Origin of the sequence: Sphaerisporangium aureirubrum (assembly GCF_042658925.1) — a bacterium.
Lineage (GTDB): Bacteria > Actinomycetota > Actinomycetes > Streptosporangiales > Streptosporangiaceae > Sphaerisporangium > Sphaerisporangium aureirubrum.
The window spans coordinates 58777-73593 of sequence record NZ_JBHSRF010000022.1 but is presented as its reverse complement, the minus strand read 5'-3'; the positions used below and the strand labels follow the sequence as shown (position 1 = coordinate 73593).

The following is a 14817-nucleotide window of genomic DNA, read 5'->3' as shown; positions in this document are numbered from 1 at the left end:
CCGGCGACGGAGGGAAAGTTTTCCCCCGTGGCTGACGGCCTGTCTGCCGGGGAGTTCACATGGATCCGCCGGTCAGGATAGGCCCCACGGGATATAGATTCACCACCATGAGCACGGCGGAACCCGACGACCTCGACCCCAACTGGCTGTCCTCTGGGGAGCAGCGAGCCTGGCGGATGCATCTCGCCGCCCACAAGCTCCTCGAACACCGGCTCGACCGGGAACTTCAGGAGTTCGGGTTGTCGCTGAACGACTACGAGATCCTTGTCAACCTCTCGGAGAGCCCCCTCCATCGCATGCGCATGAGCGACCTCGCCGACGCGACCATCCAGTCGCGCAGCAGGCTGTCCCACCAGATCGCCCGCATGGAGGCGGCGTCGCTGGTCAGCCGGGAGAGCTGCCCGGACGACCGGCGGGGCACCTTCGCGGTGCTGACCGAGCACGGCTGGGACACCATCCAGCGGGTGGCGCCCATGCACGTGGCCAACGTCCGGTACCACCTCATCGACCGCCTCACCCCCGAGCTGGTCAAGGCGCTGGACGTCGCGTACACCCCTGTCGTCGCGCACCTGCTGCGCATTCGCGCCGAGGAGCGCACGTGAGCGGGCCCCCGCGTCACGAGGCCGTGGGGCTGAACTACTACGACACCCTCATCGCCGTCTCCGACGACTGCCCGGCCGGCCACGCCGAGGTGCCCACCTCGCGCACCGGCAGGCCGACGATCGCCATGGTGCAGTACGCCATGCTCTCCGCCGGCCCCGGCGCCCTGACCCAGGAGGACGTGCTCTTCGAGACGTGGCTGCGGCGGCAGGAGCCCGAGCCCGCCGCCGGCGAGCGTCCGCGGCTGCGGCACGAGTTCTTCTCCAGGTCCCAGGCGTGCCTGCGGGCGTCGCCGCTGCCCAAGCGGCACGGCTGGGGGCTGCTGTTCGACGGGGAGGGCCGGGTGCGGCTGTGCCCGGTGGAGTCGGAGGAGTACCGGCGGATCGTCGCCGGGGAGGTCCCCGGCGTGACCGTCGTCAAGGCGATGCGTACCCGCCGCGGGTGACTTGTCCCTGTTTCACCGAACCGATACCGGCGAACACCTCTGCGGATGGGGTGCCGGTGGCTAGCATCCGGGCTGTGCACACGTCGCTCGCCGGGACCCGGGTCCCCGTACGTCCGCTCCGAGGGTCACCGTCCGCTCACATGGCCGTGGCCCTCGGGTGGCTGCTCGCCGTGGTACTCGCCGTCGCGGCGTGCACGTCCCCGGCGCCCGAGGCCGGGGCTACGCTGCCGGACGGCGGCGAGCTGCTGCGCAAGTCCGCGCAGGCCATGGGGTCGGTGAAGACGGTCGGGTTCACCATCGAGACCGAGGGCAAGCCGCCCGTGCCGGTGCAGCACGCCGAGGGGTCGCTGACCAAGGAGGCGGACGCCGAGGGCACCATCCGCATGAACGTCTTCGGCACACTGCAGGAGATGGCGTTCGTGCTGATCGGCGACAAGGTGTACTTCAAGGGTCCGACGGGCGGGTACCAGACGATGACGCGGCAGCAGCTGGCCGCGCTGTACGACCCGTCGGTGATCCTGAACCCCGACAAGGGGGTCGCCCATCTGCTGTCCACCGCGTCCGGCCCGAAGACCGAGGCCGAGGAGTCCGTGGACGGCGCGGCGGCGTACCGCGTCGCGGCGAACCTGTCCCAGCCGGTCGTCGCCGCGCTCATCCCGGGCGTCGACCAGGCCGTGGCCGCGAAGATCTGGGTCGACAAGGCGAACGGGCGGCTGCTGAAGGCGAGTCTGCCGCTCGGGGACGGCGCGACCGCCGGGACGGTCACCGTCACCTTCACCGACTACGACAAGCCCGTCGAGATCACCGCCCCCGCCACCTGATGAGCACTCCCGGCCCGGACCCCGAGTCCCTGTCCACCGTCGAGTCCCGGCTGCCCGGGGACACCCAGGCGACCGTGGAGTCCCGCCTGCTGCCCGGCTCGCGCGCCGGGGCCGCGCGGCGGGCGGCGCTCGGCGTGGGCGGGACGGCGGTGCTGCTGGCCGCGCTGGACGCGTACGTCGTGGTCACCGTGCTGGTGGACATCGCCAGGGACGCCGGGGTGCCGCTCAACCGGCTGGAGCGGGTCACGCCCGTGGTGACCGGTTTCCTGCTCGGGTACGTGGCCGCGATGCCGTTGCTCGGCCAGCTGTCCGACCGGTACGGCCGCCGCCCGCTGATCCAGGCGTGCCTGGCCGGTTTCGCCGCCGGTTCGGCCGTCACCGCCCTGGCCGGTTCGATCCCCATGCTGACCGCCGGCCGCGCGCTCCAGGGCATCGCCGGCGGCGCGCTGCTGCCCATCACGATGGCCCTGATCGGCGACCTGTGGGACGAGCACGCCCGGCCGCTGGCGCTCGGCGCGGTGGGTGCGGCCCAGGAACTCGGCAGCGTCCTCGGACCGCTCTACGGCGCGGGCCTGGCCGGGGTGATCGGCTGGCGCGGCATCTTCTGGGTCAACCTCCCCTTGGCTCTCGCCGCCGCCGTCGCCGTCCACCGCACGGTCCCCCCACCTGCCCCCCCGCCGTCCTCCGGCACGGAAGCGGGCCGGGCGCGGGGGCGGGTGGATCTCGTGGGCGGGCTGTTGCTCGCGCTGGCGCTCGGGGCGCTGGTGGCGGGGCTGTACAACCCCGAGCCGGACAAGGCCGTGCTGCCGCCCTGGGGGGTGCCCGCGCTCGTGGGCGGGCTGGTCGCGGCGGTCGCGTTCGGGGTGTGGGAGGCGCGGGCGCGGACCAGGATCCTGGACCTCACCGGGGTGCGCCGGGGCCCGTTCCTCGCCGCGCTCGGCACCAGCCTGCTGGCCGGGGCGGCGCTGATGGTCACGCTGATCGACATGCAGCTGGTGGCGCAGACGCTGCTCGGCACGGACGCCGTGGGCGGCGCGCTGGTGCTGGCGAGGTTCCTCGTGGCCCTCGCGGTGGCCGCCTTCCTCGGCGGCGTCCTGGCCCGGCGCTTCGGCGAGCGGGCCGTCGCCGTGGCCGGCCTCCTGATCGCGACCGCCGGTTACCTGCTGATCTCCCGCTGGCCCCTGGACCCGGCCGCCGCCGTCCACCCCCTCGGCGTCCCCCGCGTGGACGCCGACCTGGTGATCGCCGGCCTGGGCCTGGGCCTCGTGATCGCCCCCCTGTCGTCGGCCGTGCTGAGGGTGACCCCCGCCGACCGCCACGGCGTGGCATCCGCCTCCATAGTGGTGGCCCGCATGATGGGCATGCTCCTAGGCGTGGCCGCCCTCTCCGCCTGGGGCTTCCACCGCTTCCAGTCCCTCACCGCCGACCTGGACACCCCCCTCCCCTTCGGCGTCGACCCCCCCGAATACGCCCGCCGCCTCGCCGCCTACACGGCGAAGGTCAACGAGGCCCTCCACACCGAATACACCGAGATCTTCCTGCTGACCGCCGCCCTGTGCGCCTTGGCCGCCCTCACCGCTCTGGCGCTCCCCCGCCGCCCGGACTCTCTTGACCGTGCGGAAGGCGCGGCCTCATAGATGGCGAGACGTGGTACGGCGATTGCCTTCAACTGAGCTGTTCGGCCAGTCCGACGACGATGGCCTCGGGGCCGCGGACGTAGCAGAGCCGGTAGCTGTCCTCGTACTGCGCCAGCTCGCCGACGAGCTCGGCGCCGTGGGTGCGCAGGCGGGCGACGACGTCCTCGATGTCGTCGACGGCGAACATGATGCGACGGATGCCCAGCGTGTTCGCCGGTGCGTCCTGCGGCTCGGCGCCGATCGCCTTCGGCGTGTGGAACATCGCCAGCTCGATCCGGCCGTGGCCGTCCGGGGTCCGCAGCATCGCGACGTCCTGCCGGACGTCGTCGATCCCGATGACACGCTCCACCCAGCGTCCCTCGATCGGCCCCTTGCCCTCCAGCACCATGCCGAGTTCGACGAAGAACGAAATAACGGCGTCAAGGTCGTCGACAACGATGAGGACGTTGTCCATGCGCTGGATCGTCATGCTTGTTCTCCTTGGTGTGATGCGGCCACAGCGACCGCATCTGCCCCTGAGACGGAACCGCCAAGCCGTTCTCGACATTCACCACGACATCTTGGTGCGGCGTTCGCCGGGCCGGCGGTTCTGCCGGGCCAAGCAGAGGATCAAGGTCCTCGGCACCCGGGATCCAGGTCGCGATATGGCGTTAGTCTTTACTCACGCCGCTGCCTGCGTCGCGCGGAAAGGTTCGACAGGACCAGGACGGAAGCATGTCGGGAGAGATTTCGCCCACCGGGAAGCCCTCCGGCTCGTCGCCCGAGCTGCGGGCCTCGCACGCGGACCGGGACCGGGTGGTGGATGTGCTGCGTGTCGCGGCGGGGGACGGCCTGCTGACCGCGGACGAGTTGGACGAGCGCCTGGAAGCCGCCCTGTCGGCGCGGACTCTGAGCGAACTGACCGTGCTCACCGCTGACCTGCCGTCGGCCACGGCCGGCGCGGCCGGAGCAGAGGTCAAGGACGTGGTCCGGATCGAACAGGTCCACAGCGGCGCGATCGAGCGCGTGGGGCGCTGGGTGGTACCGCGGCGGCTGGAGCTCGCGGTGACGTTCTGCGAGGTGACGCTCGACTTCACCGAAGCAGTGATCACCCACGACACCTTGCGGATCGACGTGGGCATGACGGGGAAGACCCTGACGCTGGTCACGAGGCCGGGCATCGTGATCGACACCGATGGCCTGCAGCTGGTGCACAGCGGGGTCAAGTACCGTCGGATTCCGATGCACCCTGATGCGCCGGTCACTCTACGGGTGGAGCTGGTCGGCCAGAAGGTCCACGGCCGCGTGGTGGTGCGGCCCCCGCGCCGGACGTTCGGGCAGTGGCTGCTGCGCAGGCCCACGTCCCTTTCTGCGGGCGGTTGAGTCCATCGTTGTGATCTGTCCCGGCGAGGGCGGTCGCCGGGGTCTCCTACGCCGACCCTGCCCAGCATTAAGAGCATCTATGACGATCACCGCGCGACTGGTGTTCAAGGTGCCGCCACGGCCATTGGTGTTGGCGGGGTCGCCGGGCTCGGATCAGCGCCGCGGTGCCCGAAACCGTCGGCCCCCGCTAACGTGACCGCTTCAACGACTTGTCGTCTGCTTCATCAAGAAGAACGCCGTTGGCGACGCCGAGTTCTGTCCTGCCGACCAGGCCCGGAACAGGTAGTCCCGGGTCAGTGCGGATGTGGCGCGCAGGGGTAAGCGGTTGATGCTGGAGTGGAGGAGCCAAGACGGCGGGAGGGGACGGGCCGGCAGGCTCGGGGGTGCGGGGGTGTCCCCCGCTCGAACACAGCCCTTGCGTCCTTCGCGCGAAGCGCGTCCTCCGCAAGGACCATTCCCCCTGGCGTTCAGCGCTCCCGGGTTTCCCGCCGTACGGCGGCGCCGTATTCGCCGTACCACGTCCCGCCGACCCGGCGCCGATTCCCCTCCCCCGGGGCGGGGGCACCGGCCGCACGGCACGGGCGGCCTTGCGGCCGGTGCCGTGCGGCGTGGTGGACTTGAGGCGTTCCGGTGGGGTTACTTGCGTTTGGGGGCGCCGCGTTTTTCGCGGATTTTCATGGTTACTTCTACGGGGGAGCCGGCGAAGCCGAATTCTTCGCGGAGGCGGCGTTCCAGGAAGCGGCGGTAGGTGTCCTCCAGGAAGCCGGAGGTGAAGAGGACGAACTTGGGGGGTTCGGTGGTGGGTTGGGTGGCGAAGAGGATCTTGGGTTGCTTGCCGCTGCGGACGGGGGGTGGGGTGGCGGCGAGGATGTCGGAGAAGAAGGCGTTCAGGCGGCCGGTGGGGACTCTTGTGCTCCAGGAGTCCAGGGCGCGTTCGATGGCAGGGACCAGGCGGTCGACGTGGCGGCCGGTCTTGGCGGAGATGTTGACGCGCAGGGCCCAGGGGACGCGGACGAGCTGGCGGTCGATCTCCTTCTCCAGGTAGTAGCGGCGGTCCTCGTCGACGAGGTCCCACTTGTTGAACGCGACGACCATGGCGCGGCCGGACTCGATGACCATGCTGATGATGCGGAGGTCCTGCTCGGTGAGCACGTCGGAGGCGTCGATCAGGACGACGGCCACCTCGGAGCGGTCGAGGGCGGCCTTGGTGCGGACCCCGGCGTAGAAGTCGGCGCCCTTGAGCTCGCGCTCGCGGCGGCGGATGCCGGCGGTGTCGACGAAACGCCAGGTCTTGCCGCCGAGCTCGACCAGCTCGTCCACGGGGTCGCGCGTGGTGCCCGCCACGGGGTCGACCAGGACGCGCTCCTCCCCGACGAGCTTGTTGAGCAGGGAGGACTTGCCGACGTTCGGCTTGCCGACCAGCGCCACGCGGCGCGGGCCGCGCTCGGCGCCGAAACGCTGCGGCGGCGCGTCGGGCATGGCGTCCAGCAGCAGGTCCAGCAGGTCACCGCTGGCCCGGCCGTGCAGCGCGGACACCGGGCGGGGCTCGCCGAGGCCGAGGGACCACAGCGACGCGGCCTCCAGCTCCATGCGCTGGTCGTCGACCTTGTTGGCGGCCAGCACGATCGGCTTGCCCGCGCGGCGCAGCACGCCGGCGACCGCCTCGTCGGCGTCGGTCACGCCGACCGTGGCGTCCACGACGAAAAGGATCACGTCGGCCAGCTCGACCGCCACCTGGGCCTGCTCGGCGATGCGCAGCGCCATGCCGCTCGCCTCGGGGTCCCAGCCGCCGGTGTCCACCAGGGTGAACCGGCGGCCACGCCACAGACCCTCGTAGGTCACCCGGTCGCGGGTGACCCCGGGCACGTCCTCGACGACCGCCTCGCGGCGGCCGATGATGCGGTTGACCAGCGTGGACTTGCCGACGTTCGGCCGCCCCACGACGGCCACGACCGGCATCGGGCCCGAGTCGGGCTCCTCCGGCGAGAGGTCGCCGTCGTCCTCGAATTCCGCGAGATGGTCGGCGATCCAGCCGGTCTCCTCGGAGTACTCCTCCGTCACGTCACGTCCGTTCTTTAACAAGTCTCAGCACCTCGGCGATGACCTCTTCGAGGTTCAGCTCCGTGGTGTCCAGCTCGATCGCGTCGGCGGCCATCACCAGCGGGTCGGCCTTGCGGGTCGAGTCCAGGGTGTCCCGGCGGGCCATGGCGGCCCGCTGAGCCTCCACCGTCGTACCGGTCAGCTCGGCCGTGCGGCGCCGCGCGCGGGCCTCCGGGCTGGCCGTGAGGTAGACCTTCACCGGCGCCTGCGGCGCCACCACCGTGCCGATGTCGCGGCCCTCGACCACGATGTCCCCGCTGCCGATCAGGGCCCGCTGCTCGGCCACCAGCCGGGCGCGCACCTCGGGGACGGCGCTCACCGCGGACACCGCGGCGGTGACCGCGGCGGTGCGGATCGCGGCGGTGACGTCGGCACCGTCCACGGTCACGGAGGATTCGTCCGGGGTGACGCCGAGGGTCAGCTCGGGCTCGGCGGCGCGGGCGGCGATCTCGGCGGGCGAGGTCAGGTCGACGCCGTGGTGGAGCATCCACCACGTGATCGCGCGGTACATCGCCCCGGTGTCGAGATAGCGAAGCCCGAGGGCGCGCGCCACGCCGCGCGACGCACTCGACTTGCCCGACCCCGAAGGGCCGTCCATGGCGATGACCAGTGCGGTCACGGCATCTCCCTCTGCGTCCCGATTGAGTTGTCCGCACACGAGGGTACCGGGAATCGATCCCTGCCCGGGCATCGAAGGCCCCCGTCACCGGGACGCCGCCGGCGGCGGGTCCTACGGGACGTGCCACCCGTGGGCGCGCAGGGCGGCGGCCAGGGTCTGGGCGGCCTCGGGCTGGACGGACAGCTCCACCGCGCCGAGGGGCAGGCCGGGGGTGTGCTCCAGCCGGACGTCCTCGATGTTGACGCCCGCGTCCTTGGCCACCTGGAACAGGCGGGCCAGCTCGCCGGGACGGTCGCCCACCAGGGCCAGGACGATCACGTACGAGCTCTGCGGGCCGCCGTGCTTGCCGGGGATCCGGCCGCGGCCGGCGACGCCGCGCCTGAGCAGGTCGGCGACCGGGGAGATGGCGCCGCCGTCGTCACGGGAGACGGCGCGCAGCGCGTTCGCGGCGGCGGCCAGGTCGTCGGAGACGGCCTGCAGCACGTCGGCGACCGGGCGGGCGTTGCCGGACAGGATCACGCTCCACAGGCGGGGGTCGCCCCCGGCCACCCGGGTCACGTCGCGCACCCCGGGCCCGGCCAGGCCGAGCGCCGCGTCGGACGCCTCGGCCAGCCGCGCCGCGACCGCGGCCGCGGCCACGTGCGGGGCGTGCGACACCAGCGCCACCGCCTCGTCGTGGGCGGCGGGGTCGATCAGGACGGGGTTGGCACCGCACATCTCGATGAGCCGCAGCAGCGTGCGGACGGCCTCGGGGGCCGTCGAGTCCCCCGGGCAGTACGCCCAGGGGCGGCCGAGGAACAGGTCGGCGCGGGCGGCGACGGGCCCGGAACGTTCCCGGCCCGCCATCGGATGTCCGGCGACGTAGACGCCGAGGTCGCAGCCGAGCTGCACGGCCTGGGCGATGGGCAGGGCCTTGACGCTGGCCACGTCGGTGTAGAACCGGGCGGCCTCGATCTTCTGGAGGTCCAGCAGCCACTGCGCGACGAACGGCGGCGGCACCGCGATCACCGCGAGGTCCACCGGCTCGTCGTCGCGCGCCCACTCCCAGCCCGCGCCGAGCTCGCGCGCCAGGCGCACCGAACCGGCGTCCTGGTCGGCGAGCTTGACGGTGACGCCGTGCTCGCGCAGGGCGAGCGCGATGGACGTGCCGATCAGCCCGGTGCCCACCACGAGGACGCTGCCGAGGCGGGCCGGGCCGGAGTCCCCCTCGGCCGGGACGAACTGGGCGGGTGCCTGGCCGTGGCCGGCTCCGGGGGACGTGGTCACTGGGCTATGTCCACCCGCAGGGCGACCGCCCCGCGGAGGTAGACATGCTGGATCTGCGCGCGAGGGCGGTCCAGCTCCACGTGGGCCATGAGGCGGACCACGCGGGGCAGGGCGCCGGGGACGTCGATCTCGCTGGCGCAGATCAGCGGGACGTCGTTGAAGCCGAGCTTGCGGGCGGCGAGCGCGGGGAACTCCGCGGTGAGATCCGGCGTGGACGTGAAGATCACGCTGATCACGTCGTCGGTGGTCAGACGGTTGCGTTCCATCACCTCGGTGACCAGCTCGGCCACCCCCAGCAAGATCGCCTCCTGATCGTTGGAGTCGATCTGGATCGCACCCCGGATCGCCCGTACCATGTCTTTCCCCTCGCGCGCCGCCGCCCGGACAGGTCCTGTTGCGGCCAGGTTACATTCCCACGGACGCGTACAGGTCCCCGACCTCGTTGACGGTGAGAGTCCGCATCGTCCCCGGCTTGAGGCGGCCGAGCTTCACCGGGCCGAACTCGATGCGGGCCAGGTCGATCACCGGGTGCCCCGCCTCCTCCAGCATGCGCCGGACGATGTGCTTGCGGCCCTCGTGGATCACGATCTCGACCAGCGCCTGCTGGCCGTGCTCCTGCACGATGGAGAACTCGTCGGCCTTGGCCAGGCCGTCCTCCAGCTCGATGCCCTTGCGCAGGCGGCGGTTGAGGTCGCGCGGGATGGGGCCGGGGACCTTCGCCCAGTACTTCTTGCGGACGCCGAAGCTCGGGTGGGTCAGCTTGTGGGCCAGCTCGCCGTCGTTGGTCAGCAGGATGAGGCCCTCGGTCTCGGTGTCCAGCCGGCCGACGTGGAACAGGCGCTCGGGGCGCTCCACCACGTAGTCGTGCAGGGACGGGCGGCCCTCGGGGTCGGACATGGTGCTGACCACGCCGATCGGCTTGTTGATCGCGAAGTACACGAGGTCGGGCGTGGTGGGGATGCGCTTGCCGTCCACGTGGATGACCTGCTTGGCCGGGTCGACGCGGGCGCCGAACCGGCGGACGACCTGGCCGTCCACGGTGACGCGGCCCTCGCCGATCATCTCCTCGCAGGCGCGGCGGGAGGCCACCCCGGCCGAGGCCAGGACCTTCTGCAGCCGCACGCCGTCGGGGACCTCGGTGGTGTCGCGCTCGTCGGTGTAGTCCTCGGGGAAGAACTCCGCGTCGCGCAGGGGCTGACGGGCGGTCTTGAACGCCCCGCGGGACGTCGCGCCGCCCCGTCCGGCCCTCGGCGCCTGCGGGCGCCCGCCGCGGCCGGACGCGCCGGTCGTGGTGACGCGCCCGGTGCCGCCGCGGCCGTACCTGCCGCGCGAGCCGGCGGCCTCGCCGATGGTGCGCACCTCGTCCCGGCGGGAGTCCCGCCGGTCGCCGCCGTACGAGGGACGGGAGTCGCGGGACGAGCCCCCGCGGTCGTCGCTGTAGGAGGAGCGCCCGCGGTCGTCGCGGCGGTCACCGCCGGAGGGACGGTCGCCGTACGGACGGGGCCGGTCGCCGAAGGAACGGCCACGATCGTCACCGTAGGAACGGCCACGGTCGCCGCCGGAAGGACGGTCACCGTAGGAACGGCCACGGTCCTCGCGGGAGTCACGGCGGTCACCGCCGGAGGGACGGTCGCCGTACGGGCGAGGCCGGTCGCCGAAGGTACGGCCACGGTCGCCACCGGAAGGACGATCGCCGTAGGAACGGCCACGGTCGCCACCCGAGGGACGGTCACCATAGGAACGGCCACGGTCAGAGTCACGGCGGTCGCCACCGGAGGGACGGTCGCCGTACGCACGGGGCCGGTCGCCGAAGGAACGGCCACGGTCGCCACCGGAAGGGCGATCGCCGTAGGAACGCCCGCGGTCGCCACTGGAAGGCCGGTCGCCGAAGGAACGGCCCCGGTCGCCACCCGAAGGACGGTCACCATAGGAACGGCCACGGTCGCCACCCGAAGGACGGTCACCGAAGGAACGGCCCCGGTCACCGCCGGAAGGACGGTCACCATAGGAACGGCCACGGTCGCCACCCGAAGGGCGATCGCCGAAGGAACGGCCCCGGTCACCGCCGGAAGGACGGTCGCCAAAAGAACGGCCGCGGTCGCCGCCCGAGGGACGGTCGCCGTAGGAGCGGCCGCGGTCCTCACGGGGAGAATCGCGGCGGTCGCCGCCGGAGGGGCGGCGGTCGTCGCGGGAGAAGCTCCGGCCGTCGCCGCCGGAGGGGCGGTCGCGGTCGCCGGAGGGGCGCTCGCCGTAGGACCGGTCGCGGTCCTCACCGCCGCGACGGTCGTCGCGGCGGTCCGCCGAGCGGGGGCCGCCCCGGGAGGGGCCCTGGGCGCCGGTGCGGGAGCCGCCCCGGGTCACGTACGCCCCACCGGAACGTCCTGCGGACCCGCCACGGGGGCCCTGGGCGCCGCCGCGCCCTCGACCGCGTCCATCACCGGACGGGGTGCCTTTTCTGATCACTTCTGCTGCTCCTCTAAGTTGTTCAGGTCGTCGGGGAGGAACGGGGCGAGCGCGGGCAGCTCGTCGAGGCTCCGCAGCCCCAGCCTCTCCAGGAAGAAAGAACTCGTGCGGTACAGGACCGCCTGGCTCTCGGGGTCGGTGCCCGCCTCCTCGACCAGCCCGCGGGCGGTGAGGGTGCGCATGACACCGTCGCTGTTGACGCCGCGCACGGCGGCGACCCTGGCCCGGCTCACCGGCTGGCGGTAGGCGACCACCGCCAGGGTCTCCAGGGCGGCCTGGGTGAGCCTGGACTGCTGCCCGTCGCGGACGAACCGCTCCACGACGGCCGCGCACTCGGCGCGGGTGTAGAGGCGCCAGCCGCCGGCGACCTCACGTAGGTCGAACCCCCGGCCCGCCTCCGTGTATTCCCCGGACAGCTCGCGCAGCGCCTCGGCGACCTCACGGGAGGGCCGCTCCAGCACCTGGGCCAGGGTGACCTCGGCCACCGGCTCGTCCACGACCAGCAGGATCGCCTCCAGCGACGCCCGCAGCGCCGGCTCGGCCGTCACATGGACGTCCGCGCCGTCGGCGAGGGCCGCGCCGTCGGTCAGGTGCTCGGTGTCGTCAGGGCTCATCGTCCGCCTCTTCGCCGTCCCGGCCGGTCGCGCCGGAGCCGTCCTCGCCCGTCCGCCCCGTGCCGGGCGCCAGGCTCTCGTCGTAGTCGTCGGTGACCGCGACGTCGCCGTCGTCGGCACCGGTCCAGGTCACGTGCAGATCGCCGAGCGGCTCGATCTGTTCGAACGACACCGCCGACTCCCGGAACAGCTCCAGGATGGCGAGGAAGCGTGCGATGACCTCGAAGGTGCCCGCACAGTCGGCGGTCAGGGCCCGGAACGTCGCCCTGCGCACGCGCCGGAGCCGTTCGACAAGAATAGCCGCTTGCTCGCGGACGTTGGCCACGGGCTGATAGATGTGCGCGGTGGAGACGGTGGGCGGCAGCTTGGGGGTGAACACCCGGCCCGCGATCCGCGCGAACCGGTCGGGACCCACCCCGAGCACCAGCTCGGGCAGCAACCCGGCGAACTGCGGCTCCATCGGCACGACCCGGGGGAAGCGCAGCGCCTCCTCCGCCATCAGCCCGGAGAAGACCTTCGCCACCTCCTTGTACGCCCGGTACTGCAGCAGCCGGGCGAACAGCAGGTCGCGGGCCTCCAGCAGCGCCAGGTCCTCTTCGTCCTCCACCTCGCCGGTCGGCAGCAGCCGGGCGGCCTTCAGGTCGAGCAAGGTGGCCGCGACCAGCAGGAAGTGGCTGGTCTGGTCCAGGTCCCACTCGGGGCCCCTGCCGCGGATGTAGGAGATGAACTCGTCGGTCACCTGGTGGAGGGAGACCTCGGTGATGTCGAGCTTGTGCTTGGCGATCAGCCCGAGCAGCAGGTCGAACGGCCCCTCGAAGACCTCCAGGTGCACCTGGAAGGCATCGGAGCGGGCCGCGGCCGCCGGCTGGTCTGTCACCTCCTCATTGTCGCGCACGGGTACGCCGATCCGCGTCACCCGAGGTCACGCGGCCGCGGGAGCGTCTCAGGCCTGCTCCGCCGACCAGCGGGCGAGCACCTCGCGGGCCAGCTCGCGGTAGGCGGTGGCGCCCATGGACGCGGGGTCGAACTGCGTGATCGGCTCGCCGGCCAGGGTGGCGTCCGGGAACCGCACGGTGCGGTTGATCACCGTGTGGAACACCTTGTCGCCGAACCCCTGCATGATCGTCGAGAGGACCTCGCGCGCGTGGAGGGTGCGCGGGTCGTACATCGTGGCGAGGATGCCGTCGATCTCGAGGTTCTTGTTCAGCCGCTCCTGCACCTTGGTGATCGACTCCATCAGCAGGGCGACGCCGCGCAGCGCGAAGAACTCGCACTCCAGCGGCACGATCACGCTCTGCGCGCAGGTGAGGGCGTTGACGGCCAGCAGGCCGAGCGACGGCTGGCAGTCGATCAGGCAGATGTCGTAGTCGGCCAGCAGCGGCTCCAGCGAGCGGCCCAGGGCGTACTCGCGGGCGACCTCGTTGACCAGCCGGATCTCGGCGCCGGACAGGAAGATGTTGCTGGGCAGGAGGTCCATGCCCTCGACGCTGGTGCCGAGCAGGACGTCGTCGACCGTGACGTCCGGCTCCTCCATGATCAGGTCGTAGACCGTGGCCTCGAGGGGGCGGGGGTCGATGCCGAGACCCACCGACAGGGCGCCCTGGGGGTCGAAGTCGACGAGGAGCACCCGCTGGCCGCACTCGGCCAGAGAGGCGCCGAGATTGATCGTCGTGGTGGTCTTGCCGACGCCGCCCTTCTGGTTGACCATGGCCACGACCCGCGCGGGCCCGTGGGTGGTGGGCGGGACAGGGTCGGGGAAGACGGGACGCGGACGGCCGGTGGGACCCAGAATTCCCTCGCTCCTGGGGTCGCCCCAGCTACCGTCCGGGCCTCCAGTGAGCTCCCGCATGGACGTGTCTGTGGTCGTCACCAGTTGAACCTCCCTGACGGTCCCGAACCGGACCGTCCGGACGGACACTATGGGGTCGGCACGTATGCGGCAAGGCGACGCGCCAGTGGGCTATGAAGTTGGCAGCGGGGCACAGGGATGGGCCGCCGCGTGCGCCGCGCGGAGCCGGTCGACCCCGGCCGGCGTGTAGACCTGAGTGGTCGTGACCGACGCGTGGCCGAGCAACTCCTGGACAACCCTAACGTCCACCCCGTCGTCAAGGAGGTGAGTTGCGAACGAATGCCGCAACATGTGAGGCGACACGCCCACCAGGCCGGCGCGCTCGGCGGCGGCCTGGAGCACCTCCCAGGCGCCCTGCCTGGTCAGCCTGCCGCCGCGGGCGTTGAGGAACAGCGCCGCGGTGCCGCGGCCGTGCGCCCAGATCACCGGCCTGGCCAGGGCGAGGTACGCGCTCAGCGCCTCGCCCGCGTACCGGCCGAGGGGGACGGTGCGCACCCGGCCGCCCTTGCCGGGCAGCCGCACCCGCAGGGGGTCGACGTCGTCGACGGTCAGCCCGACGGCCTCGGAGATGCGGGCGCCGGTGCCGTACAGCACCTCCAGCAGGGCCCGGTTGCGGTGGGTCAGCGGCGAGTCCGCCGGGCCGGCCGCCGCGATGAGGCGCTCCACGTCGGCGACCCCGATGGCCTTCGGCAGGCTGGGCGGCCTGGCCGGCGGGTGGACGTCGCGGGCCGCGTCGTGCGCGCAGAGCCCTTCGCGCACCGCGAAGCGGTGGAGCCCCCGCACCGCCGAGACGGCGCGGGCCGCCGAGCCCGCCGCCAGCGCCCGGTGGCGCTCGTCGCCCGCCCGCAGCGCGGCCAGGAACGTCTCGACGTCGCCCTCGTCCACGTCGGCCAGTGAACGGCGCCCGAGCGACCCGAGGTGCCCGAGGTAACGGGACAGGTCGCGGCGGTAGGAGGCCAGGGTGTTGGCCGCGAGCCCCCGGTCGGCCGCGAGGTGGGCGAGGTAACCGTCGATCACGGCCTCGGCGTGGGGGCTCAAAGG

The 14817-nt window shown here is 72.5% G+C and carries 15 protein-coding genes; 5 read left to right on the top strand and 10 right to left on the bottom strand.

The window, feature by feature from the left end; genetic code table 11:
• Positions 1 to 107 precede the first annotated feature (107 nt).
• From ACFP1K_RS17140 to ACFP1K_RS17125, 4 genes are all read left to right on the top strand, one after another.
• Positions 108 to 602: a MarR family winged helix-turn-helix transcriptional regulator gene (locus tag ACFP1K_RS17140; protein WP_380753896.1), complete on the top strand. Its 495-nt coding sequence runs from the start codon at positions 108 to 110 to the stop codon at positions 600 to 602.
• Positions 599 to 1045: a DUF6157 family protein gene (locus ACFP1K_RS17135; RefSeq protein ID WP_380753893.1), complete on the top strand. Its 447-nt coding sequence runs from the start codon at positions 599 to 601 to the stop codon at positions 1043 to 1045. The genes ACFP1K_RS17140 and ACFP1K_RS17135 overlap by 4 nt, the downstream gene beginning before the upstream one ends.
• Positions 1046 to 1185: 140 nt before the next feature.
• Positions 1186 to 1866 carry an LppX_LprAFG lipoprotein gene (locus ACFP1K_RS17130; RefSeq protein ID WP_380753890.1) on the top strand — a complete coding sequence of 227 codons (681 nt, stop codon included), beginning with the start codon at positions 1186 to 1188 and terminating at the stop codon, positions 1864 to 1866.
• Positions 1866 to 3503, top strand: a complete 1638-nt coding sequence (locus ACFP1K_RS17125; RefSeq protein WP_380753887.1) for an MFS transporter — start codon at positions 1866 to 1868, stop codon at positions 3501 to 3503. Before ACFP1K_RS17130 ends, ACFP1K_RS17125 begins: the two co-directional genes overlap by 1 nt.
• 28 nt (positions 3504 to 3531) lie before the next feature.
• Here ACFP1K_RS17125 and ACFP1K_RS17120 read toward each other — a convergent pair whose 3' ends face one another.
• Entirely contained in the window at positions 3532 to 3972 is a 441-nt protein-coding gene (locus ACFP1K_RS17120) for a VOC family protein (protein WP_380753884.1), read from the bottom strand.
• Between the two features lie 245 nt (positions 3973 to 4217).
• On the opposite strand from ACFP1K_RS17120, the gene ACFP1K_RS17115 reads away from it, so the two are divergent.
• Positions 4218 to 4865, top strand: a complete 648-nt coding sequence (locus ACFP1K_RS17115; protein WP_380753881.1) for a DUF1707 SHOCT-like domain-containing protein — start codon at positions 4218 to 4220, stop codon at positions 4863 to 4865.
• A gap of 636 nt (positions 4866 to 5501) precedes the next feature.
• Here the strand turns inward: ACFP1K_RS17115 and der are convergent.
• The 9 genes from der to ACFP1K_RS17070 all read right to left on the bottom strand — a co-directional run bounded on the left by der (position 5502) and on the right by ACFP1K_RS17070 (position 14814).
• The gene (gene der, locus ACFP1K_RS17110) at positions 5502 to 6926 is read right to left on the bottom strand and encodes a ribosome biogenesis GTPase Der (RefSeq protein ID WP_380753878.1); all 1425 of its coding nucleotides are present in this window, start codon (positions 6924 to 6926) and stop codon (positions 5502 to 5504) included.
• A 1-nt stretch (position 6927) separates the two neighbouring features.
• On the bottom strand, positions 6928 to 7584 hold the full coding sequence (gene cmk, locus ACFP1K_RS17105) for a (d)CMP kinase (RefSeq protein ID WP_380753875.1): 657 nt from the start codon (positions 7582 to 7584) through the stop codon (positions 6928 to 6930).
• 111 nt (positions 7585 to 7695) lie between these two features.
• Positions 7696 to 8754: a prephenate dehydrogenase gene (locus tag ACFP1K_RS17100; RefSeq protein WP_380754013.1), complete on the bottom strand. Its 1059-nt coding sequence runs from the start codon at positions 8752 to 8754 to the stop codon at positions 7696 to 7698.
• A gap of 92 nt (positions 8755 to 8846) precedes the next feature.
• Complete coding sequence (gene aroH / locus ACFP1K_RS17095; protein WP_380753872.1) at positions 8847 to 9206, bottom strand: chorismate mutase; 360 nt, start codon at positions 9204 to 9206, stop codon at positions 8847 to 8849.
• A gap of 49 nt (positions 9207 to 9255) precedes the next feature.
• Positions 9256 to 11211: a pseudouridine synthase gene (locus ACFP1K_RS17090; protein ID WP_380753869.1), complete on the bottom strand. Its 1956-nt coding sequence runs from the start codon at positions 11209 to 11211 to the stop codon at positions 9256 to 9258.
• Positions 11212 to 11309: 98 nt separating this feature from the next.
• Positions 11310 to 11927, bottom strand: coding sequence for an SMC-Scp complex subunit ScpB (scpB, locus tag ACFP1K_RS17085; protein WP_380753866.1), 618 nt, complete (start codon positions 11925 to 11927; stop codon positions 11310 to 11312).
• Positions 11917 to 12804, bottom strand: a complete 888-nt coding sequence (locus ACFP1K_RS17080; protein WP_380753863.1) for a segregation and condensation protein A — start codon at positions 12802 to 12804, stop codon at positions 11917 to 11919. The genes scpB and ACFP1K_RS17080 overlap by 11 nt, the downstream gene beginning before the upstream one ends.
• 66 nt (positions 12805 to 12870) lie before the next feature.
• Entirely contained in the window at positions 12871 to 13776 is a 906-nt protein-coding gene (locus ACFP1K_RS17075; RefSeq protein ID WP_380754010.1) for a ParA family protein, read from the bottom strand.
• A 111-nt stretch (positions 13777 to 13887) separates the two neighbouring features.
• Positions 13888 to 14814, bottom strand: a complete 927-nt coding sequence (locus ACFP1K_RS17070) for a site-specific tyrosine recombinase XerD (protein ID WP_380753860.1) — start codon at positions 14812 to 14814, stop codon at positions 13888 to 13890.
• Positions 14815 to 14817 lie beyond the last annotated feature (3 nt).

Bases quoted from the DNA above. Each gene is read 5' to 3' on its own strand.
- ACFP1K_RS17140 (WP_380753896.1), top strand. From the start codon at position 108: ATGAGCACGGCGGAACCCGACGACCTCGACCCCAACTGGCTGTCCTCT.
- ACFP1K_RS17130 (WP_380753890.1), top strand. From the start codon at position 1,186: ATGGCCGTGGCCCTCGGGTGGCTGCTCGCCGTGGTACTCGCCGTCGCG.
- ACFP1K_RS17125 (WP_380753887.1), top strand. From the start codon at position 1,866: ATGAGCACTCCCGGCCCGGACCCCGAGTCCCTGTCCACCGTCGAGTCC.
- ACFP1K_RS17120 (WP_380753884.1), bottom strand. From the start codon at position 3,972: ATGACGATCCAGCGCATGGACAACGTCCTCATCGTTGTCGACGACCTT.
- ACFP1K_RS17115 (WP_380753881.1), top strand. From the start codon at position 4,218: ATGTCGGGAGAGATTTCGCCCACCGGGAAGCCCTCCGGCTCGTCGCCC.
- aroH (WP_380753872.1), bottom strand. From the start codon at position 9,206: ATGGTACGGGCGATCCGGGGTGCGATCCAGATCGACTCCAACGATCAG.
- scpB (WP_380753866.1), bottom strand. From the start codon at position 11,927: ATGAGCCCTGACGACACCGAGCACCTGACCGACGGCGCGGCCCTCGCC.
- ACFP1K_RS17075 (WP_380754010.1), bottom strand. From the start codon at position 13,776: ATGCGGGAGCTCACTGGAGGCCCGGACGGTAGCTGGGGCGACCCCAGG.